Here is a 20066-nt window from a genome sequence, read left to right as displayed (position 1 = left end):
GCTCGTCAAAGAAAGACGGACGGGTCTGAGTTAGCTTTTCTGGATCTTGAAAAACCAAGCAACAACTCATCCCGGAATCAAGTCCATGGAAAGCAAAGCCAAGTTCGATTGTTGTGACAATAGCCAGGAAAAACGCCTTTCGAGCGTTAATGATACCGTGTCACGGGCTGTCAGCCTTTGCAGCAAAATCACAGAATTTGAAGATGTGCCTTTGCCAGGCGCCGCCGGAAGGGTCAACTTTGGCGAAACGGTTTCGCTTTTCTCCCTGCCAATTCATGATCACTCAGCCGTTGACGGATATGCGCTGGGCGGAAGTGGGAAAAAAGCGTTCAAGATTGTCGGACTAATGATTGCCGGAGATTGCCCGAAAGGCCGAATTGCGACGGACGAAGCCGTCCGCATCATGACCGGCGCTCCAACGCCAAATGGAACTAGGTCCGTTGTCATGCAGGAACACGCGACCGTTTCGGATGGCTGCGTTGTGCCGAATTTCGACGTCCCGGAAGGCGACAACATTCGCCGTGCCGGCGAAGACGTTCAAGTCAACCAATCCCTTGTCCGCAGCGGCACGCGCCTTGATGCGCGCCACACTGCGCTGATGACTGCCAGCGGCTATCAGACAGCATGTGTTGTCAGGAAAATTCGGGTGGCTGTGCTGTCGACCGGCAATGAGCTGCGCGATACCGGTGTAGGAATGGGGCCTGGCCATATCTTCGACACCAACCGACCGATGCTGCGCACGCTTCTCAATTCGAATGCCGTGGAGACGACTGATCTGGGGATCATCAAGGATGATCTCGGCGCGATCTCGGAGACGCTGAAGGAAGCTGCAGGGGATCACGATCTCATCATTACATCAGGCGGCGTCTCGGTCGGCGAGGAAGATCATTTGAAAGCTGCCGTAGTTGCCGCAGGTGGCAGCATAGAAGGCTGGCGCATGGCAATTAAGCCCGGCAAGCCGATCGCGCTTGGAAAGATCGGCAAGGCGGTATACCTCGGGTTGCCGGGAAATCCGCTTGCCTGTTTTGTTGATTTTCTGCTGGTCGGCAGGCCGGTTCTTGAAGCGCTTGCCGGTGCCGTGCAGCGCGCGCCGTTGGTCCTGAACGCCAGAGCCGCCTTTGGCTGGCAACGAAGACCGGGACGGCTGGAATTCTTTCCCTGCAACATCGTCGGCACGTCACAAGAAGGTTTTCCGCTTCTTGAGAAGACGGGCAGAGCCGGCTCCGCTCGTCTCATGCCTCTCATCGAGGCAGACGGTTTGGGTGCGGTTACTGCAGGCTGTTCAAGCATAGAACCGGGATCTGAGCTGAAGTTTTATCCGTTCAGAGCAGATATGGGACTTTAGGAAGAACGCAGCCGGTCCTTGAGAAGCCTCAGGACTGGCTGTTTTTTGATACTGCTCTTGGCAAACGCGCAGCTTTGCTGCTGATCTGGAAGCCACAAGAAAACGCGAAAGAAGCGGTTTAACGCGGGAATTTTGCGTCCAGCTTTGCCAGCAGTTCCTGGAGCTTTTCATATTGGCGGCCGGAGAGTTTCCTGGTCCAGCTTTCCGATGGATTTTTCCAGGCGTCGGGTTCTCCGACAGCCAGCAGCATGACCATCCCATACCGGCCATGAACCTTGCAGGTCAGGACATAAAGTCCCGGCACGTCCATTGTCAGGGTTTCGGATGCGGTGTTGGCCACCGAGATCTTTTCAACACCGTCTGGTATCAGTCCCTTGACGCTGACCACCGTGTGCTGCCCCCTGGAATTGTTGAAGGTGACCCGTTCACCTGTTTTCAGGGCAACGAAATTCGGCTCAAACCGAAACATGTCCAACACCCGGTCAGCCAACGGGTCGCTGATTTGATCGATCTTCGCGCTGGAAGATGTGCCATCAGCAAAGATTGGCGATGTCGCAAGAAGTATGGCGGCCATGACGGAAGCCACCGCAGCATATTTGAAAAATGCGCTTGGCATGGGTTCACTCCAGGTTGACCTGGCTACCGGTCCGAAAGTGGCGTTTACGACACCTGTTGACCGCGATGGCTCGGCAGTTTGAAATTTGGGAACGAAAGGCAGCCCAATTGGGTGCCATGAGTGAGCGACACTAGGCGCCGCGTTTTCTGGGACGCCCCCCATTGGCAATCAGACGCAATCGGCGAACGTCCTCGATGGTTACCAGCTCGGCCTCGGGAAGGCTGATAACCCCTTCATTTGTCAGCGTCGTAAAACCTCTGCTGACGGTTTCAGGCTGAAGTCCGAGATAATCGGCGATGTCGCGGCGCCCGAATGGAATTGTGATCGAATTGAACTGATGTCCACTTCGCGGCAGCATCCGGCTTTTGAGCTCAAAAATGAATGCAGCAATGCGTTCGATAGGCGTCTTCTTGGCAAGATCATTGCTGTGATCGAGCAAGCGGAAAAGAAAATTGTTTGTCTGATCGATAAAGTGGTCTCTGGCTGTATCGGACCGACTGAGAAGTTTCTCGAAAATCGGGTATTCCATCAACTGGACCGCGCTGGGCGTAAGCGCTGTTATCGAGCCGTCGAACTGACGTTGCAGTGTCGCAAGATTGATGTAGTCGCCCGGCAGGAACAGACCGGTGATCGTTCTTCTGCCATCGCTGAGGTGGGCAACGATCCCGACCGCACCGGTCAGGATGCCGATAACAGGTGAATTTGGAAGTGTCTCGGGGTCTATTTCCTGTCCGGTCGCAAGCGCATATCTATGCGCACCCTTCGGGAGATCTATTCCAAAGGTCGTGCGAAGAGCGGCGCAAATACAGTTTTGAGAATGAAAACCGCAGCTGTGTTCCAGACTGCACAGATTGCCGGCATCTTGATCTTCAGTATAGCTCTCCGCCGATAGTCCGTTCATTGGTCTCATATCAGGCCCCTACTGTTGAGGGGACTATATGGTCTGTCTCCGAATACATAATTGAGCAATATCAATCGTCACAAATGTTTGATAATTATATAATTTCGAATGTTTGAATGTTCGGTTTTACTTCAAATCTCTACGTATGATTACTCAAAAAAACGGACGATTGATTGCAATCAGTGCTGATGATTTTCACAAGTGAATACTCGCCGTGATGGGGGAGTTGAGCGGTCGCCGGATTCAGTGGTGATCGCGTTCTAATACTCCTCTCCACTACGGAGGGTCCTATGCGCCTAACTGCAAGTATTGCAGCTCTGCTATTAGCCACCACGGCTGCCTGGTCCGCAGATCAGGGTCCGGTTACGCCGATGGAGGTCAATCCCGAGCTGGCCGAACTCGGCAAGCGTCTTTTCTACGACACACGCCTGTCCGGCGACACCAACCTTTCCTGTTCATCTTGCCATCAGCCGGATCTCGCCTTTTCGGACGGTGAGGCCCTTTCAACGGCCTATAGCGGGTCGGAAGGTTTTCGAAACACGCCCACGCTTGCCAATGTCGGCCAGCGTGCGGCCTGGATGCATGATGGCCGCCTCGGCACGAACCTGAACGACGTTTCCCGTGAAATGATCACGGAAGACTACATCATGAACATGGACATGCGGATGATGCAGGAGCGTCTGAAGCAGGATCCGGTCTATGTGGAAATGTTCAAGGCTGCCGGCAAGGGTGAACCTTCAAACGGCGGTGCGCGCTCAGCGCTTCAGGAGTTCCTGAAGTCGATCGCCTCTTCAGGTTCTCCGTTCGATACCGGTGAAATGAGCGAAGCTGCGAAACGCGGCTACGTGAACTTCAAGGGCAAGGCCGGCTGCACGGCCTGTCATTCCGGTGACCGTTTCACCGACGACCAGCCGCACAATATCGGCGTTCCCGACAACCCGGACATCTGGTCCGACCCGCTGCGGCATCAGACATACGTTGCCTATGCGAAATTCATGGGTGTCGAAAACTACATGAACGTGCGCACGGATCTCGGAGCCTACATCCGCGATCACAAGGAAAGTTCGAAACGAACATTCATGACGCCGACCTTACGCGAGCTGACTTACACCGCGCCGTACATGCACAATGGCACGCTGGCAACGCTGGAAGACGTGGTCGAATTCTACAACCAGGGTGGTGGTGATGACTTGAACAAGGATTCTCGTTTGAAGCCGCTTGAACTAACCCGCGGCGAAAAGGCTGACCTGGTTGAATTTCTGAAAGCGCTTTCCGGCGATAGCTACAACCAACCCGCCTATGTCTGGGAACAGGATGACTACGCATATGAAGTCGTTCCCGACTGGAAAAACGCGACCAATTGAGGAGACAGGATCATGTCAAAAGCCATGAAGAAAGCCGTCTCCGCATGGGCTCTTGCAGGCGCATCAGTGCTGGCAATCGCCACCGGAGCAATCGCCGCAGATCGGCCGGCAGACCTTGCACCGCTGGGTGACCCGCCCATTCCGGCAGACAACCCGCAAACACCGGAAAAGATCGAACTCGGCAAGATGCTGTTTTTCGATCCGCGTCTTTCCGGCAACAGCGCAATGCCATGCTCGGCGTGCCATCTACCCGATGCCGGGTGGGATTTCCCCGACAAGATCTCGCTTGGATATCCGGGCACGGTTCACTGGCGGAACTCCCAGACAATCATCAACTCGGCCTATTACGGCAACCTCTTCTGGGCGGGATCTTCCAAGTCGCTGGAAGCACAGGCCAAGTCAGCTGCCAAAGGTGCGGTCGCCGGGAATGGCGAAGATGACATGCTTGAATCTCGCCTGGCATTCGTTCCGGAATACCGCGAGCGGTTCAAGGATGTCTTTGGAACCGAGTATCCGCGCCTGAGCCACGCCTGGATGGCAATTGCCGCATTTGAGCGCACACTCGTTCAAACAGACACGCCATTCGACACCTATATGCGCGGCGATGATGCGGCTCTGGATGATGCCCAAAAGCGGGGTTTGGAACTGTTCACCGGCAAGGCAGGATGCTCCCAGTGTCACAACGGAGCGCTCCTGAGCAACCAGAAATACTATAATCTCGGTGTGCCTGCCTATGACGGTTGGGAAGCCGACGAGCTTGCCCAGATCACCTTCCGTTACGAACTTTATGCGAAGGGGTCCACGGAGGAAATGTACCGGTCCTACAAGGATGATCCGGGCGTCTATTTCCGTGCAAAGGACAAAAACCACCTCGGCAAATTCCGCGTTCCTTCGTTGCGCTACACAAAGTACACGGCGCCATACATGCACAACGGCATGATCGAAACGCTGGAAGACGTCATCGAGTTCTACAACCAGGGCGGCGGTGAAAACCAGTTCGCTGAAACCAAAAGCGAACTCATCAAACCTCTCGGCCTCAATGACGACGAAAAAGCCGATCTGCTGGCCTTCCTGGAAAGCCTTTCCGGTGAACGCATCGTGATGGAGGAGCCTGAGCTTCCAGAATACGACGTCCTTCCGGCGGCTTCGAACTAAGGAGACGGATTATGACGAAACATCAAAAACCGATCGATCCGGCTCTGATCGAAGCCATCAACGGCCCGAAGGACGTTGCCAAGACAGGCAAGCGGTGCCTCATGAACAGACGTCAGTTTCTTCTGACGTCGGGCATCACCACGTTCACGGTCATGGTCGCTCTGAAGGCTGGCCCTTCGTCTGCAAAGGTTCCGGCGGTGGTTTCGACCTACGAACGCAAGCTGATCGGCAAGCTCTCGGAGTTGAAAGAGGATGAGCCTCTCGACTTCACCTACCCCGATGACGGCGCTTATTCGGAATCCATGCTGGTCAAGCTCGGCCGTGAAGCCGGCGGAGGGATCGGACCCAATAAGGATGTGGTTGCGTTCAACTACACCTGTACCCACCAGGGTGGACCGCTTCAGGGCACTTACAAGTCCGAGGACAAGGTGCTGGGGCCGTGCCCGTTGCACCTGACCACATTCGATCTGACACGCCACGGTATTTTCATCTCCGGACAAGCTTACCAGAGCCTGCCTCAGGTGCTGCTCGAGCTGGATGGAGATGACATCTATGCCGTTGGAATGTTCGGCCTGATCTATGGCCGTTACAACAATCTCAAGGGCTGAGGAGACCGATAATGTCCACACCCTACTATATCCCAGAGACAAATATTCCGCTGCCTCCGGTGGATGCGGATGTGATCTCGACCGCTTGCGACTACTGCATTGTCGCCTGCGGCTACAAGATTTATCGCTGGCCGGTCAAGGGCGGCAAGGTTGGCGGCGAGAAGGCCGAGGAAAACGCTTTTGGCGTCGACTTCCCGGTCGACCCGCTCGGCCCATGGGTTGCACCGAACCAGTACAATGTCGTGCTGCATGATGGCGAGCCACATCACGTCATCATCATTCCCGACAAGGATACGGAGCATGTCAATCTTCTCGGCAACTCCTCCATCCGCGGCGGGGCTCTGGCGCAGAAGGTCTATAATCCGCAGACACCGACCCGTGATCGGCTGAAATCTCCGATGATCCGCATGTTCGGTGTCCTGATGCCGGTCACCTGGGACTTCGCGATGGAAATCGCGGCAGAAGTCGGCAAGCATGTGATCAAGACGCACGGCGAAAACGCCTACTGCGTCAAGACTTTCTCGTATGGCTATATGGAAAACACCTATGCCATCACGAAATACGCCTTGAACAGCGTCAGCACTGCCAACTTCACGTTCCACGACACGCCGTCCGACGTGACATCCACACCCGGTTTCCGGGATGCTGGCTTCGACAACTTCGGACCGTCCTACGAAGATTGGAGAGACGCTGAAACGCTGCTTGTTTGCGGCACCGACCCTTATGAGACCAAGACCATCCTGTTCACCGACTGGATGATGCCTGGTATTCAGAACGGGCAAAAAGCGATCTTCATGGTTCCGCGCAAGACCGGTGGCATTGCCTATGCCGAAAAGAACGGCGGCATGTGGCTCGACATTCAACCGGGCACCGACCTTCTGGTCGTCAACGCCATTGCCCGCGTCATCGTGGAAAACGGTTGGGAAGACAGCGACTGGATCCAGAAATGGGTCAACAACAAATGGGAAAGCTCCTCAGGCTTCGGTCAGGGCACCCGGAACACGCCGTGGCAGTGGCGCACCACCTGGGGCAAGTTCCAGACCGCCGGATTTGAAGACTGGAAAGAGTGGCTCCTGTCTCAGGACGAGTTCGCACCGGAAACGGCTGCCGAGATCGCCCAGATCGACGTTCAGAAGATCTACACCGCCGCTGAATGGATGGCCAAACCGAAGGAAGACGGATCACGTCCGAAGACATCGGTCATGATCGAAAAGGGCTTCTACTGGTCGAACAACACCGGCAACACCCAGGCCATCTCCGCACTCGGCATCATCGTCGGGGCCGGTGGACGTCCCGGACAGGTCATCGGTCGAGCTGGCGGTCACCAGCGTGGCGGTCTGCGCGGCGGCAAATACCCACGCAACAAGTCGCCTGAAAAACTGCCCGGCCGCCGTCGCCGTGCCATGGATACGGACCGGTATCTGATGTCCGGCCATACGCGCTTTGCGCATGTGATCGGCAACACCTGGATCCAGTCCATGTGCGGATCGCAGTCTCTTGCGGCGAAGTTCAACGAGCTGACGGTGCAAAATCCGCATCAGATCCGTTCGTTCGACAAGCAGGAGATCATCGACACGCTGAAGCGGCGCGTTGACAGTGGCGGCATGGTCGTCGTCAACCAGGACATCTATCTGGTGGACCCGATCGGTGCACGCTATGCGGACATCGTTTTCCCGGCTGCCGGCTGGGGCGAGGATACCTTCACCCGCGCCAACGGCGAGCGTCGCATTCGGCTCTATCCGAAGTTCTACGATGCGCCGGGTGAAGCCAAGCCGGATTGGTGGATCATTGCCAAACTGGCAACCGCCATGGGCTACAAAGGCTTTGATTGGAAGAATTCCAACGAAGTGCTTGAAGAAGGTGCCCGTTTCTCACGAGGAAGCCGCAAGGATTTCTTCAACGTCAAGGTTGTTGCACAACGTGAAGGCAAAACCCTGCATGAGAAACTGGCCGAGTTCGGCACAAATGGCATCCAGGGCCCGGTCCTGTTGCAGGACGATGGCACGCTGGTAGGTACCAAGCGTCTGCATGACACTGAACGCAAACTGCCAGCTGACGGGCCGTCCGGTGCAAACCGCCTTGGCAAGAAGCTGACGCACTTCAACTCGCAGACCGGCAAGTGCAACATCCAGAAGTCACCATGGAGCCTGTTCTCCGACTACTGGGCATGGCTGAAGCCGAAGGACGACGAGTTGTGGGTCACGTCCGGTCGTATCAACGAGCGCTGGCAGTCCGGTTACGATGATCGCCGTCGCCCGTACATCGTTCAGCGCTGGCCGGAAAACTGGGTGGAAATCCATCCTGACGATGCGGCGGCCAGAGGGATCGAGAACGGTGATTACGTCATGCTCTATTCTGACCGGATCCCTGTTCAGAAGGACACCATCATCGGTGTGGAAGGCGATGACTTCCAGTTCGAAAAACTGATGGAGCATGGCCATATCGAGTTGACGGAAGCCGCGATCACAGCAGTCGCCATTGTGACCCCCGCCGTCAAGAAGGGGCTCCTTTACATGGACTTCCTGCACACGGCTCAGCCGGCCAACGCCTTGTCCGGGCGTGTGGTCGACTGGATCAGCGGTAACTACAACTACAAGATGGGCGTTGGCCGGATCCGCAAGATCGGCACATCGCCTTACAAGACCAGCTACCGTTCGATGTCCTTCGCACGCCGTGACATCGCATAAAGGCGTCGCGATAGACTGATCAAGATCAAGGCGGGGACGAGAGTTCCCGCCTTATTGTTTTTCCAGGCATTTAACGAAAAGGTTCTTCAGACATGGCCCAGCCTAAACCCTCGATTTCCATGCAGCCTGAGGCGCTGGTGCTTGGCAGCGATCTTGAAAACACCATGCTTCAAATCGTGCAATCAGGCTCACCTGCGGAGCAATGTCTGGCCATCAAGGCAGCCGGCGAATGGAAACTTCCATCAGCGCGTAATGTGCTCCTGGAGGCAACTCGAAATGACGATCCCGATATCCGGGTCGATGCGCTGCAAACGCTGGTAAAACTTGGCGGGAAGGGCTTGGGTGAGACCTTTCTCTGGAGCCTTCAGAATGATCCCGTGAGTGAATCCAAGATCGCGGCGCTCAATGGTCTTCAACCGGAAGACCGCGAACTGGCCGCACCGCTATTGCGCAAGCTGGCAGTTGAAAGCTTCGATGACGAAATCGCCTGGGAAGATGAAAACGCCGATTGGGATGACTGGCTCGATGTCCAAAAGGAAGCGATCCGCACAATCGGTCGTCTGGGGATCGAAGAGGCCCTCGATGACCTGCTGACGGCGGCAAAGGATGAATTTGGTCAAGAACTCTGGCGAGAGGTTTTTGAAGCTTATGCCGGTCTTGGCCGCCCTGGTTTCCTCGCGCTTCTGGATGCGGGGCAAAGCTCGTCGGACCGTCAGCGCGCCCGCGCTGCCCGGGCGCTTGGTGCATCCTCTGACCCACATGCTTTGAAGGCCTTGGATGGATTGTGTCAGGACAAGATTGTTGATGTGCGTTTAGCCGCGCTGGAAACCATGTTGGAGCGCGGCGCTCCCGTGTCTGACACCCGATTGATCGAAGATCCATCTGCGCTCATTCGATCCATGACGGCCGCAAAATCGCCCACGATATCGGTCGATGATCTGATTGGTCTGGTTTTGCATGACGACGACAGGACCGTGAGGCTGGCAGCGATCAACCGACTGAAAGATCACAAGCTGAAACCATCCCAGCTTGCCAAGCTTCTGGATCTCGCCGGCGCGAAACTGCGCGGCGAACGGGAAGATTTTGTTTCTAGCCTGGTGGACGTTCTGGGCCGTAGCGAGAGCGACGAAGCATTTGAAGCTCTTCTGGAAATCAAAGCGCATAACCCGAAACCGGAAGTCCAACGGGCTGTGTTGTCGGCGTTCGAACATTTCCGAAAGCCAGAAGTTCTTGAACAACTGGCCGATGGCACAACCTCAAAGAGCCAGATGGTCCGGCTTTCAGCGCTTGCCACGGTGGCGGCTCTGTCTGAAGGGGAGGGAGCGGTCGCTGATAATGCCGCCGCCATTCTTCTGTTGGCTGCACAAGGCGACCTGGTGTCTGAAGAAACGGACGCCGAGAATGAAGAAAAGGAAGGCGCTGAAGAGGAGCATAAACAGTTTGGCGCTCGTGCACGGGACGACGACGGAGGCACGAAAAATCGCATCGTGCTGGATCGGGAGGGAAACATTGTTCCTCAAGACGAGGTGAACGAGACCAACGAGTCGGGTGAACCGGTAAAGCTGAGCGACTATCGCAGACCCGAAACGCAGGGTGATGATGCTGACGACCCCGACCAGAGCCAGGCGCAAAGTGCTGGTTCGGATGCAGCTGCAGGCGAAACGCCTGAGGAGACAGCTGAAATTGTCGTTTTCCCCCAAAGCACGCTGGCAGCAATCCTGCAGGGTGATGTGGAACAAGCCGAATTCACGGAAGAGAAGATCGACCTGTCGGACGAGGACCTGAAATTTCTGGAACTCGCACAATCCACATTGAAGAAGAAGCGCGTCCGACCGGACGTGGCACCAAATGCGGGCCTGGAAATTCGTAGAATTGCCGTCAGACTGATTGGCGAGCAAAAACTGACCGTTTTCACTCCGGTTTTGCTGGCTGCGATGGAAACCCTTGACGATGAATTGCGCGTTGCCGCTTTAACAGCGCTTGCAACGCGAAGCGGCAACGGAGTGACCCTGTCTCATTCGGATTGGTCGTTTCTGGTGAACTTGCCACCCGACAATTATGCGCCGTCAAGGGCTGCGCTTCTCGACCTCCTGTCGTTTGCACCGGACGCAGTTGCGGCTCCTCATTTTGAGGCAGCCCTCAGCGGCAACGACCCTGCCGATCAGGCGGCAGCACTGAAAGCCTGCATGACAATGCAGACCCTCCCGCCGCAAATCGGCGCGTTACTTCAATCTGATGATCGGACGACACGGCGGGCTGCCCTGAAAGGACTGTGTGCATCTGCTGATGGGGATGCTGCTGATGCTCTGCTTGAGGCAGCATTCAGAGAAAGCGGCGCGCTCTGGTCAGAGCTCTCGGGCGCTGTCGGAAAACGGGGGGCTTGCGATCTCACAACCAGGATCATGGGCAAACTTCAAGACGCATGTGAGGTCAGCGGCGCAGGCCGTATCATCGCGCTTGAAATACTGGCTGACCTCGGCAAATCGACCCGGCCTGCATGAACCTGTAAGCCAAGACACAAACGCCCGCGGACCTGAATGGACCGCGGGCGTTTGTGGCTTTTGGACCTATGTGCCGGGACGGTGGGCCTTCAAAATAGATGGATCGGTTTCGACGTAACCTGCCACGATCAGGTCAAGGCAATAGGGAACTGCCGCAAAGACCGCCGTCAGACAAACATCGATGCTGCCTGGAGAGCCTGGCAGATTGAGCAGAAAAGTGTTGCCCCGAATTCCGGCAGTTTGCCGGGAAAGGATAGCCGTTGGCACAAAGTCCAGACTGCGTCGGCGCATCAATTCGCCAAATCCTGGCAGTTCCTTTGTGATAACGGCCTGTGTTGCTTCCGGCGTAAGATCGCGGTGAGCCGGACCGGTGCCACCTGTTGTCAGCACCATGTCGAATGCCTTGGCATCGCACAGATCGATCAAGGTGTCGCGAACGCTTTCAAAACCATCCGGAATGATGATCCTTTCGCATTCAAACGGTGTGGTGACGGTTTTTTCCAACCATGCCTGAATGGCAGGCCCACCCCGATCTTCATACTCGCCCCTTGAGGCGCGGTCCGACACCACGAGAATGGCAATACGCATCGGCTTACCCCCAAGGGTCGACATGGAGCGAACGATTCCGCTAACCCCGGTGTCGTTGATTTGAAACGCATGTCCGCGTGGCTTGTCGAAGACCTTTTGTCGAATGAGCTGCGCCACTTTTTCGTTGCCGTTGGATTGACGCAAAGGCTCCCTAAGAGCCAAGCCGCCTTCGTGCCCCATACAGGTGTAAAGATCGCCGGTGCAGCTCAACCGGATGCGGTTGCAGTCAGCGCAAAAGTCGCAGGACATCGGCGTGATGAACCCCAGCTTGCCGCCGGTCTCCTTTAGCCGGACATATTTTGCGGGACCGCCCGTCGTCTCCGACAAGGGTTCGAGCGTCCATTCCGTTTCGAGTCGTCCGCGCAATTCTGCAAGAGAGAGGAAACTTCGACTGCGACACGCTACAGCCCCGCCAAGTGGCATTTCCTCAATGAGGGTAAGATCCATCGCCCTTTCATGGGCAAATCGGATCAAGTCATTGAGTTCGCTCTCAAAGACGCCTTTTTGGGCGACGGCATTCAGTTTGACTTTCAGGCCAGCCTGTTTTGCTGCCTCCAGCCCCGCAAAGACGCGCTCAATTTTGCCCCAGCGCGTGATGGTTCTGTACCTGTCGGCATCTAACGTATCGAGGGAGACATTGACCCGGCGCACACCACAATCCACAAGCTCACCGGCGTAAGCTGCCAATAGTGATCCGTTCGTGGTCAGGGTGACTTCATCAAGTTCCCCCGTCTCCAGATGTCGGGACAGGTTCTTGAACAGGCTGGTCACATTCTTGCGGACAAGCGGTTCTCCTCCGGTCAGTCTGATTTTGCGCACGCCATGACCGATGAAGATCGTCGCAAGCCGATAAAGCTCTTCAAGCGACAACAGATCCTTGCGTGGAAGAAAAGTCATGTTCTCTGCCATGCAATAGGTGCATCGCAGGTCACATCGGTCGGTTACAGACAGGCGCAGATACGTCGCGGTCCGGCCGAACTGATCGTTCAACGTACCGCAGGCAGGATCAAGACTAACCATTGGCCGCCACCGCCGCCGGTTTACCGGAAACAGTCAGGCACCAGGCCACGGTTGCATCCAGGTCAGCTGGAAGATCGACAGCCAATTCGCCGGCAAAGCTACGCCAGGCCTCCAGATAGGGCTCTCGAACCACGGTCAGAACCGGAATGGAAAGCTCCATGGCCTTACCGATCAACTGACGAAATCCCTGGCCGTCCTGTTCGCCTTTTCCGAACCGGTTCAGGACAAGGAGATCGGGTTTCAGATCGATTTCTGTTTGCAAACGAGCAGTGATGTCGGCCAGACTGCGCGGATCGAGCCTGCAGCCTTGCGACCCACGCCCAAGCGCTTGCGATATTTCTATGGTTTCACCGCTCGATATGAGTTCCAACCCCATATCGGCGCAACAAGTGTCACCATATTCGGCGCGGCGCTGAACGACCCCGGAAACACAAAGTCCTTCGGCCTGAAGCAGTTTGACAAGCGCTTCGAGGAGGCGGTCAACGTTTTCGCCTCGTTCCGATCTAATCGCTCCGCAGAGCGGTGTGTCTTCAAGCATTTGAATTGTCCAATGAGACTGTCAGCCTGTTGTCGAAAGCTGACGGATTGCGCTCAAGTTCAATTCAAGTTGTGGGCCGCTTCAGCCTGTGTTGCCATGACCTTAGTCAAAGTTGAGAAATGCTCTAGTGGCTGATCATCCATGGTCTTTTTGATGGAAATGTCTTGCTGCCGTCTGCTTTGTAGACAGCACTTGATCGAAAGCTGTTTTTCGAACCGGAACAGCAGGAACAGCCGGCCGGATGACGTTTCCTTTGCTCTTTGGCCCCATCTTGCCTGTCCGACTTGGTCGAATGAACGGGATTGTGGCGTGACGTTTCGTTCCTTTGGTGCGCTGTCCGATCGCTTGTTGAGAGCGTCGACATGTTCGGTGCTTGCAGGAAAGCGCGGGGCGCTTCCTGCTTGCAGGCCGGACATTCGATCGGTTCTGAGTGAGCCGACATCGGGCGTAGTGCCGTTATTGGCCCACACTGCGCGCAAAGGTAATCATAAACCGGCATAGTTTTCTCCTCACAGGTCTGGAGCCAGAGGAATATCCACGGACCCGTCAATGAGTTTCGTCGGCCCTTCTGCACCTGGCATCATGTCAAAGTCGAAGATGTCGGTCGGCAGCCACAAGGTGGCGCAGGCATTTGGAATGTCGACCACGCCGGAAATGTGCCCCTGAACGGGTGCCGTACCCAGAATGGCGTAGGCCTGAGCGCCCGAGTATCCGAATTTCTTCATATATTCGATGGCGTTAAGGCAGGCCATCCGGTAAGCGATATGAACATCCAGATAGTGTTGGGTTCCCGCTTCATCGACCGAAATACCTTCGAAAATCAGGTAGTCATCGTAGCTTGGAGTGATCGGGGATGGTTTGAAAATCGGGTTTTTGATGCCGTATTTCGCGACACCATCCTTGATCAGACTGACGCGAATATGCAACCAGCCGGCCATCTCGATCGCACCGCAGAAAGTGATCTCGCCATCACCCTGGCTGAAATGCAAATCGCCCATCGACAGGCCTGCGCCATCGACATAGACCGGGAAGTAGATTTTTGAACCGCGCGACAGATCTTTGATGTCGCAGTTGCCGCCATGCTCGCGCGGCGGAACGGTGCGTGCGCCTTCTGCTGCAGCCTTTTCCTTTGCTTCGCCTTTCAGTTGGCCCATGTGAGCCGACTGGGTGTTGGGAAGCGCAGCCAGCGGCGGAACACGGTCGGGGTCCGTGTCGAAAAGGGCCTTTTCGCGGGAGTTCCACATGTCCAGCATAGAGCGGTCAGGCAGACAGCCGATCAGTCCGGGATGAATAAGCCCGGCATAACTGACGCCCGGTACGTGCCTGGAGCGCGTGAACATTCCTTCAATGTCCCAGATCGATTTCTGCGCCTCCGGGAAGTGTTCTGTCAGAAAGCCTCCGCCGTTCTGTTTGGAAAAGAAGCCGTTGAACCCCCAAAGCATTTCCTCTTTCGCACCGATATCGAGAATATCGACGACGAGAAGGTCCCCAGGTTCGGCCCCTTTGACCCCGATGGGGCCGGAGAGGTAGTGAACCTGTTCAAGTTCGACATCCCTGACATCGGCCGCGTCATCGTCATTCTTGATTTGTCCGCCGGTCCAGTCATAGGTTTCGATCTTGAAATCGTCACCCGGTTCCACCCAGACCGCCATGGGGATGTCCGGGTGCCAGCGATTGTGAACTTTTTCATTCGTATGCGGAGACTCACTCAAATCTACCGAAATCAGCGTATCAGCCATGGGGTTCTCCTCTTGGAAGTGCGCAAGCATTGGCGCGGTTGGAAACGGAGTTAGACGGAAAGGAATGCGGCGACCTTGTCCTCATCGACACTGTCACGGGGTTCATCGTGGACGAGCCGGCCATTCTCCAGAACGAGCACGCGGTCGGCGACGTCCAATGCAAAGGAGAGCACCTGCTCGGAAACAACGATGGACAGACCGCGCTCATCTCGGATGCGCCTCAAGACCCGTGCCATTTCCCGGATGATGGACGGTTGAATGCCCTCCGTCGGTTCGTCCAGAAGAAGCACTTTGGGATTGGTTGCCAGTGCCCGGGCGATAGCCAATTGCTGTTGTTGACCGCCGGAAAGATTGCCGCCACGGCGTCCGTTCATTTCGAGCAACACCGGGAACAGTTCGTAAATGTCGCCAGGTACCTTGGATTGGCCGCTGATCGTCAGTCCGGTTTCGATGTTCTCCTGCACGGTCATGGTCGGAAAGATCATCCGTCCCTGAGGCACATAGGCGATCCCGCTGGCGACCCTCTCGTAGCTTCTCATCGAGGTGATATCGATGCCGTCAACGGCGGCGGCACCGTCCTTGGTCGGAACGATCCCCATCAGCGACTTCATCAGCGTGGTCTTGCCCATGCCGTTTCGACCCATGATGGCAATGATTTCGCCAGGCGCCACCGTGAAATCGAGGCCATGCAGGACCTCGCTCTGGCCGTAGGCCACGTGGTATTGCGCTACATTCAGCATGTGAGCCTCCTAGTGACCGAGATAGACATCAATGACCTTGGGATCCGCCTGGACCTTCGCCATTGATCCTTCTGAAAGGATCTTGCCCTGGTGCAGGACGGTGACGCGGTGGGCGATGTCTTCAACGAACTTCATGTCGTGTTCGACCACCATCACAGAGCGGCCTTTGGTGATTTCATTGAGAAGCTTTGCGGTCTGCTTGCGTTCCGAGACGCTCATGCCGGCAACCGGTTCGTCCAGCATCAAGAGTTCCGGGTCCTGAATGAGGAGCATGCCGATTTCGAGCCACTGTTTCTGACCGTGGCTCAGAAGAGCTGCCTGCATGTCCAAAAGTGTGTCCAGGAAGACCATTTCAGCGATCTCCCTGACGCGTGACCGGACTTCCTCGTCACGCTGAAAGGTGAGGGCACCAAAGACGGTACGTCCACGCGGGAAAGAAAGCTCCAGATTCTCAAAGACCGTGAGATCTTCATAAATAGACGGATTCTGGAATTTTCTGCCGACACCCTCCCGCACGATCTCGTGCTCGCGCATGGCAGTCAGTTCCTTGTTGCGGAACTTGATCGAACCGTCGGTCGCCCTGGTTCTTCCGCAGATGAGATCGAGAACCGTTGTCTTGCCGGCCCCATTCGGGCCGATGATGACGTGAATTTCGTTCTCGTCGATGTAAAGATTGAGATCGTTGACTGCCTTGAAGCCGTCGAAGGAGACGGTCAGGTTCTCAATGGAGAGCAAGAAATCCGTGTTGTTGTTGAGCGTGTTCATGACTGCGTCCTACTCCGCGGGTTTGGCTGTTGTGTCCGCACCGAACGGCGCCGCCGGCGTTGATTTGTCCGGTTCGGCCTTTCGTCCCTTCGGAACGATGAAGCGGTCCACAATTGGTGCGAGATAGCTGCGGTAGAGGCCTGACAGTCCGTTGGGAAAAACCAGGACGACGGCAATGAACAGAGCCCCGAGACCGAACAGCCAAAGTTCGGGAAACGTCTCGGAAAATGTGGTTTTTGCCCAATTGACGAGCAGCGTTCCATAAACGGCCCCAAAGATTGAAAGCCGCCCGCCAACTGCGCAAAAGATGACCATTTCGATGGATGGAACGATGCCGACGAAAGATGGCGACATGAACCCGACCTGCAAGGTGAACATCGCGCCGCCAATCGCTGAAAGAACGGCCGCGAAGCAGAAGACGAAGATCTTGATGTTGGACACGTCGTAGCCGGAAAACCGAACGCGGTCCTCCTGGTCCCTGACGGCGACCAGTAGCCGGCCGAGCTTGCTCTTCAGAACGATTTGGCTGAGCAGCAGGACTGCGATCAACAGACCGCCATTGACATAATAAAGGATGTATTTGGCTTCATCGGTCCGAATATCCCAGCCCTTGAGAGTGCGCAGATCCGTGATGCCGTTGACGCCGCCCGTATAGCCCTGCTGACCGATGATGAGGATGGTCAGGATTGCAGCGATTGCTTGCGTGATGATGGCAAAATAGACCCCGCCCACACGGCGCTTGAACATGGCTGTGCCGATGATGAAGGCAAAGAGGGCCGGAACTGCGATGATCGCGACTATTGTGAAGGTGAGGCTATTGAACGGTTGCCAGAACCAGGGAAGGGCCGTGATCTGGTTCCAGTCCATGAAATCGGGAATGCCCGGTGTCGACTGGATGGCGGTTGCCTCGGGGGTCGAGGCCTCCAATTTCAGATACATGGCCATGCAGTAACCGCCGAGGCCGAAGAAGACACCTTGCCCGAGGCTCAATATGCCGCCCTTGCCCCAGCAAAGGACAAGGCCGATCGCGACAAAGGCGTAGGTCAGATACTTGCCGAAGAGGTTCAGTCTGAAGATGTCCATGGCAAGCGGCATGACAACGAACAGCATCGCTGCAACTACCATGAGGCCAAGCATTTCCTGCCGGGACATGAAGGATTTCAGGTTGGTCATCGATACCTCCTCAGCGGCGGATTTTCAGGGAGAAAAGCCCTTGAGGGCGCAGCATCAAGATGCCCACAACCGTCAACAGGGTGAGCACTTTGGCCATTGAGCCGGACAGGAAGAACTCCATTGTCGACTGCGCCTGACTGATGGCGAAGGATGAGGCAATCGTGCCCAGAAGGCTGGCTGCGCCGCCAAATACGACGATCAGGAAGGTGTCGACGATATAGAGCTGGCCTGCAGTAGGACCGGTTGAGCCAATCATTGTGAAAGCACTCCCGGCGATGCCGGCTATGCCGCAACCAAGGGCAAATGTATGACGATCGACTTTCTCGGTGTTGATGCCGACGGCACCGGCCATGACGCGGTTTTGCACCACCGCGCGCGTCTGCATCCCCATGCGGGACCTGAACAGGATGAAATAGACGCCGATGGCAATGAAGAAGGTCAGCACCATCACGAAGATCCCGTTGATCGGGATCTCGATTATATCCGTCAGCGGGACTGATCCGAGAAGCCAGTTCGGAAGAGTGACACCCACCTCGCGGGCGCCGAATATCGACCGGTACGCTTGCTGCAGGATCAGGCTGAGGCCCCAGGTTGCCAGCAACGTGTCGAGCGGTCGCTTGTATAGGTGTCTGATGAGCGACCATTCAACCAGGGCGCCAAGCGATCCGGCGGCCACAAAGGCAAGTATCATGGCAAAGAAGAAATACACACCGAAGAAGGACGGCGCGTAAGCTTCGACAAAGTTGGAGCACAGGTACGTGACATAGGCGCCGAGGATCATGAACTCACCATGAGCCATGTTGATGACGCCCATCTGGCCGAAGATGATGGCCAGGCCGAGGGCCATCAGGACAAAAACGGAAAACAGGATCAGTCCGGCAAAACCCTGCATGGCAAAGATGGACCCGAGTTCTGTCCAGGTGTAGTCGGCGAACATTGCGCACGTCTCCATGCTTGGGGGCGGGGCAAGTGCCGGCACCCCTGCTGTGGGAATGGTTGATATGAAATTGCTGATGCGGCGCTGCGCAGGCTGCATCCACGCAGCGCCTCTGGATCGGCCCGTCATTCAAGCGGGCGTTTCCGTCCCTGGGGAACAGCTACCGGCTTACTGATAGCCTTCCGGGAAGGGATCGGGTTCCATCAGATCCGCGGTTTCGTAGATCATTTCATACTGACCGTCAGTTTTGGCGAGACCAATTCTGGTCTTGGACCAAAGGTGATGGTTTTCATGGATACGGACATATCCTTCCGGCGCGGTCGTCAGCTCGATACCAGGTGAGGCAAGGCGAACCTTGTCGATATCGAAGCTGCCCGCCTTCTCAACGGCGGCTTTCCAAAGCCACGGGCCGAGATATGCTGCCTGCGTGACGTCGCCGATCACGATGTCGTCTCCCCATCTCTCCTTGAAAGCCTTGACGAACGCCTGATTGTTTTCATTGTCGAGAGACTGGAAATATTTCATTGCGGCGTAGGCACCTTCGATGTTTTCGCCGCCGATGCCACGAATTTCATCCTCAGTCACCGAAATGGTCAGAAGCAGAGGTTTCTCTTTTGTCATGTCGATGCCTGCGGCCTTAAGCTGCTTGTAGAACGCGACATTGGAACCGCCGACCACGATTGCATAGATCACATCAGGCTTCTTCAACTTGATCTTGTTGATCACCGAATTGAACTGGGTGTGGCCGAGCGGATAGTATTCCTCACCGACAACTTTGTGGCCCAGCTTTTCGATGTGTTTGCGTGCGATCTTGTTGGAAGTGCGCGGCCAGATATAATCCGAACCGAGCAGATAGAAGCTTTTTGCGCCCTTTTCCCTGGCGACCCAATCGATGCCGGCAATGATCTGCTGAGTGGCTTCCTGGCCGGTGTAGATCACATTTGGTGACTGCTCCAGGCCCTCATAGAAGGTTGGGTAGTAGAGCATGCCGTTATATTGCTCAAACACTGGCAGAACGGCCTTACGTGATGCGGACGTCCAGCATCCGAACACGGCGGCGACCTTGTCGTTGACCAGAAGTTTCTTCGCTTTTTCCGCAAATGTCGGCCAATCGGAAGCACCATCTTCCTGAATATACTCGATCTTGCGGCCCAGCACGCCGCCCATTGCATTGATTTGTTCGATTGCCAGCTTTTCCGCCTGCACTGAACCGGTTTCGGAAATTGCCATTGTCCCGGTAACGGAGTGCAGGATCCCGACTTTCACGGTGTCTTCGGTAACAGCAAGGCCGGTCGTGTTGACATCCTGCGCGAAAGACGGCGTCAAGGCACCTGCCATCGCGAGTGTTGCAGCCGACACTGTTCCGGCGAGAACGGCCCGGCGGGAGAG

At 55.9% G+C, this 20066-nt stretch carries 17 protein-coding genes and 2 pseudogenes; 6 read left to right on the top strand and 13 right to left on the bottom strand.

All coding sequences use genetic code 11. The annotated features are described in order from the left end of the window. Nucleotides 1-85 precede the first annotated feature (85 nt). Entirely contained in the window at nucleotides 86-1345 is a 1260-nt protein-coding gene (locus ACZ1HV_RS07945) for a molybdopterin molybdotransferase MoeA (protein WP_472717777.1), read from the top strand. A 118-nt stretch (nucleotides 1346-1463) separates the two neighbouring features. On the opposite strand, the gene ACZ1HV_RS07940 is transcribed toward ACZ1HV_RS07945, so the two are convergent. Next, nucleotides 1464-1961 carry a plastocyanin/azurin family copper-binding protein gene (locus tag ACZ1HV_RS07940; RefSeq protein ID WP_472717776.1) on the bottom strand — a complete coding sequence of 166 codons (498 nt, stop codon included), beginning with the start codon at nucleotides 1959-1961 and terminating at the stop codon, nucleotides 1464-1466. Between the two features lie 130 nt (nucleotides 1962-2091). Further along, nucleotides 2092-2871, bottom strand: a complete 780-nt coding sequence (locus ACZ1HV_RS07935) for a Crp/Fnr family transcriptional regulator (RefSeq protein WP_298959337.1) — start codon at nucleotides 2869-2871, stop codon at nucleotides 2092-2094. Between the two features lie 281 nt (nucleotides 2872-3152). On the opposite strand from ACZ1HV_RS07935, the gene ACZ1HV_RS07930 reads away from it, so the two are divergent. The 5 genes from ACZ1HV_RS07930 to ACZ1HV_RS07910 all read left to right on the top strand — a co-directional run bounded on the left by ACZ1HV_RS07930 (nucleotide 3153) and on the right by ACZ1HV_RS07910 (nucleotide 11177). Beyond that, on the top strand, nucleotides 3153-4226 hold the full coding sequence (locus ACZ1HV_RS07930) for a cytochrome-c peroxidase (RefSeq protein ID WP_298813339.1): 1074 nt from the start codon (nucleotides 3153-3155) through the stop codon (nucleotides 4224-4226). A 12-nt stretch (nucleotides 4227-4238) separates the two neighbouring features. Next, on the top strand, nucleotides 4239-5381 hold the full coding sequence (locus ACZ1HV_RS07925) for a cytochrome-c peroxidase (RefSeq protein ID WP_298959341.1): 1143 nt from the start codon (nucleotides 4239-4241) through the stop codon (nucleotides 5379-5381). Between the two features lie 11 nt (nucleotides 5382-5392). Continuing rightward, nucleotides 5393-5989, top strand: coding sequence for an arsenate reductase (azurin) small subunit (locus ACZ1HV_RS07920; RefSeq protein ID WP_298813337.1), 597 nt, complete (start codon nucleotides 5393-5395; stop codon nucleotides 5987-5989). An 11-nt stretch (nucleotides 5990-6000) separates the two neighbouring features. Next, complete coding sequence (locus tag ACZ1HV_RS07915; RefSeq protein WP_298983699.1) at nucleotides 6001-8676, top strand: arsenate reductase (azurin) large subunit; 2676 nt, start codon at nucleotides 6001-6003, stop codon at nucleotides 8674-8676. Between the two features lie 92 nt (nucleotides 8677-8768). Further along, nucleotides 8769-11177, top strand: a complete 2409-nt coding sequence (locus ACZ1HV_RS07910; RefSeq protein ID WP_472717775.1) for a HEAT repeat domain-containing protein — start codon at nucleotides 8769-8771, stop codon at nucleotides 11175-11177. 66 nt (nucleotides 11178-11243) lie between these two features. On the opposite strand, the gene mog is transcribed toward ACZ1HV_RS07910, so the two are convergent. The 11 genes and pseudogenes from mog to urtA all read right to left on the bottom strand — a co-directional run bounded on the left by mog (nucleotide 11244) and on the right by urtA (nucleotide 20015). Continuing rightward, a complete protein-coding gene (gene mog, locus ACZ1HV_RS07905) occupies nucleotides 11244-11765 on the bottom strand; it encodes a molybdopterin adenylyltransferase (RefSeq protein ID WP_472718414.1) in 522 nt (173 codons plus the stop codon). Between the two features lie 6 nt (nucleotides 11766-11771). Further along, a pseudogene (moaA, locus tag ACZ1HV_RS07900) lies at nucleotides 11772-12785 on the bottom strand (GTP 3',8-cyclase MoaA); the annotation flags it as partial. Continuing rightward, on the bottom strand, nucleotides 12778-13323 hold the full coding sequence (locus ACZ1HV_RS07895) for a DUF2478 domain-containing protein (RefSeq protein WP_298959355.1): 546 nt from the start codon (nucleotides 13321-13323) through the stop codon (nucleotides 12778-12780). The pseudogene moaA and the gene ACZ1HV_RS07895, both read right to left, overlap by 8 nt. A gap of 59 nt (nucleotides 13324-13382) precedes the next feature. Further along, a complete protein-coding gene (locus ACZ1HV_RS07890; protein WP_472718514.1) occupies nucleotides 13383-13739 on the bottom strand; it encodes a hypothetical protein in 357 nt (118 codons plus the stop codon). An 11-nt stretch (nucleotides 13740-13750) separates the two neighbouring features. Then, nucleotides 13751-13822 (bottom strand): annotated as a pseudogene (locus ACZ1HV_RS07885) (FmdB family zinc ribbon protein); the annotation flags it as partial. A 10-nt stretch (nucleotides 13823-13832) separates the two neighbouring features. Then, entirely contained in the window at nucleotides 13833-15062 is a 1230-nt protein-coding gene (gene fmdA, locus ACZ1HV_RS07880) for a formamidase (RefSeq protein WP_298813331.1), read from the bottom strand. Nucleotides 15063-15112: 50 nt separating this feature from the next. Beyond that, entirely contained in the window at nucleotides 15113-15802 is a 690-nt protein-coding gene (gene urtE / locus ACZ1HV_RS07875) for an urea ABC transporter ATP-binding subunit UrtE (protein WP_298813330.1), read from the bottom strand. Between the two features lie 9 nt (nucleotides 15803-15811). After that, entirely contained in the window at nucleotides 15812-16567 is a 756-nt protein-coding gene (urtD, locus tag ACZ1HV_RS07870) for an urea ABC transporter ATP-binding protein UrtD (RefSeq protein WP_298813329.1), read from the bottom strand. Between the two features lie 9 nt (nucleotides 16568-16576). Beyond that, nucleotides 16577-17740, bottom strand: coding sequence for an urea ABC transporter permease subunit UrtC (urtC, locus tag ACZ1HV_RS07865; RefSeq protein WP_472717774.1), 1164 nt, complete (start codon nucleotides 17738-17740; stop codon nucleotides 16577-16579). 10 nt (nucleotides 17741-17750) lie between these two features. Continuing rightward, nucleotides 17751-18677 (bottom strand): urea ABC transporter permease subunit UrtB, encoded by a 927-nt coding sequence (gene urtB, locus ACZ1HV_RS07860; RefSeq protein WP_298813327.1) that lies wholly within the window; start codon nucleotides 18675-18677, stop codon nucleotides 17751-17753. A 168-nt stretch (nucleotides 18678-18845) separates the two neighbouring features. Then, nucleotides 18846-20015 carry an urea ABC transporter substrate-binding protein gene (gene urtA / locus ACZ1HV_RS07855; RefSeq protein WP_472718413.1) on the bottom strand — a complete coding sequence of 390 codons (1170 nt, stop codon included), beginning with the start codon at nucleotides 20013-20015 and terminating at the stop codon, nucleotides 18846-18848. Nucleotides 20016-20066 lie beyond the last annotated feature (51 nt).

The organism is Roseibium sp. JB4-4 (assembly GCF_055693425.1).
Note: the sequence above shows the minus strand (reverse complement) of the source record. Positions and strands in the feature narration are given on the sequence as shown.

Excerpts from the sequence above, each read along its gene's own strand:
- urtA (WP_472718413.1), bottom strand. The coding sequence starts at position 20,015 with ATGGCAGGTGCCTTGACGCCGTCTTTCGCGCAGGATGTCAACACGACC.
- ACZ1HV_RS07910 (WP_472717775.1), top strand. The coding sequence starts at position 8,769 with ATGGCCCAGCCTAAACCCTCGATTTCCATGCAGCCTGAGGCGCTGGTG.
- urtB (WP_298813327.1), bottom strand. The coding sequence starts at position 18,677 with ATGTTCGCCGACTACACCTGGACAGAACTCGGGTCCATCTTTGCCATG.
- mog (WP_472718414.1), bottom strand. The coding sequence starts at position 11,765 with ATGCGTATTGCCATTCTCGTGGTGTCGGACCGCGCCTCAAGGGGCGAG.
- ACZ1HV_RS07925 (WP_298959341.1), top strand. The coding sequence starts at position 4,239 with ATGTCAAAAGCCATGAAGAAAGCCGTCTCCGCATGGGCTCTTGCAGGC.
- urtC (WP_472717774.1), bottom strand. The coding sequence starts at position 17,740 with ATGACCAACCTGAAATCCTTCATGTCCCGGCAGGAAATGCTTGGCCTC.
- fmdA (WP_298813331.1), bottom strand. The coding sequence starts at position 15,062 with ATGGCTGATACGCTGATTTCGGTAGATTTGAGTGAGTCTCCGCATACG.
- ACZ1HV_RS07940 (WP_472717776.1), bottom strand. The coding sequence starts at position 1,961 with ATGCCAAGCGCATTTTTCAAATATGCTGCGGTGGCTTCCGTCATGGCC.
- ACZ1HV_RS07915 (WP_298983699.1), top strand. The coding sequence starts at position 6,001 with ATGTCCACACCCTACTATATCCCAGAGACAAATATTCCGCTGCCTCCG.
- ACZ1HV_RS07895 (WP_298959355.1), bottom strand. The coding sequence starts at position 13,323 with ATGCTTGAAGACACACCGCTCTGCGGAGCGATTAGATCGGAACGAGGC.
- ACZ1HV_RS07935 (WP_298959337.1), bottom strand. The coding sequence starts at position 2,871 with ATGAGACCAATGAACGGACTATCGGCGGAGAGCTATACTGAAGATCAA.
- urtE (WP_298813330.1), bottom strand. The coding sequence starts at position 15,802 with ATGCTGAATGTAGCGCAATACCACGTGGCCTACGGCCAGAGCGAGGTC.
- ACZ1HV_RS07890 (WP_472718514.1), bottom strand. The coding sequence starts at position 13,739 with ATGTCCGGCCTGCAAGCAGGAAGCGCCCCGCGCTTTCCTGCAAGCACC.
- ACZ1HV_RS07945 (WP_472717777.1), top strand. The coding sequence starts at position 86 with ATGGAAAGCAAAGCCAAGTTCGATTGTTGTGACAATAGCCAGGAAAAA.
- ACZ1HV_RS07930 (WP_298813339.1), top strand. The coding sequence starts at position 3,153 with ATGCGCCTAACTGCAAGTATTGCAGCTCTGCTATTAGCCACCACGGCT.
- ACZ1HV_RS07920 (WP_298813337.1), top strand. The coding sequence starts at position 5,393 with ATGACGAAACATCAAAAACCGATCGATCCGGCTCTGATCGAAGCCATC.
- urtD (WP_298813329.1), bottom strand. The coding sequence starts at position 16,567 with ATGAACACGCTCAACAACAACACGGATTTCTTGCTCTCCATTGAGAAC.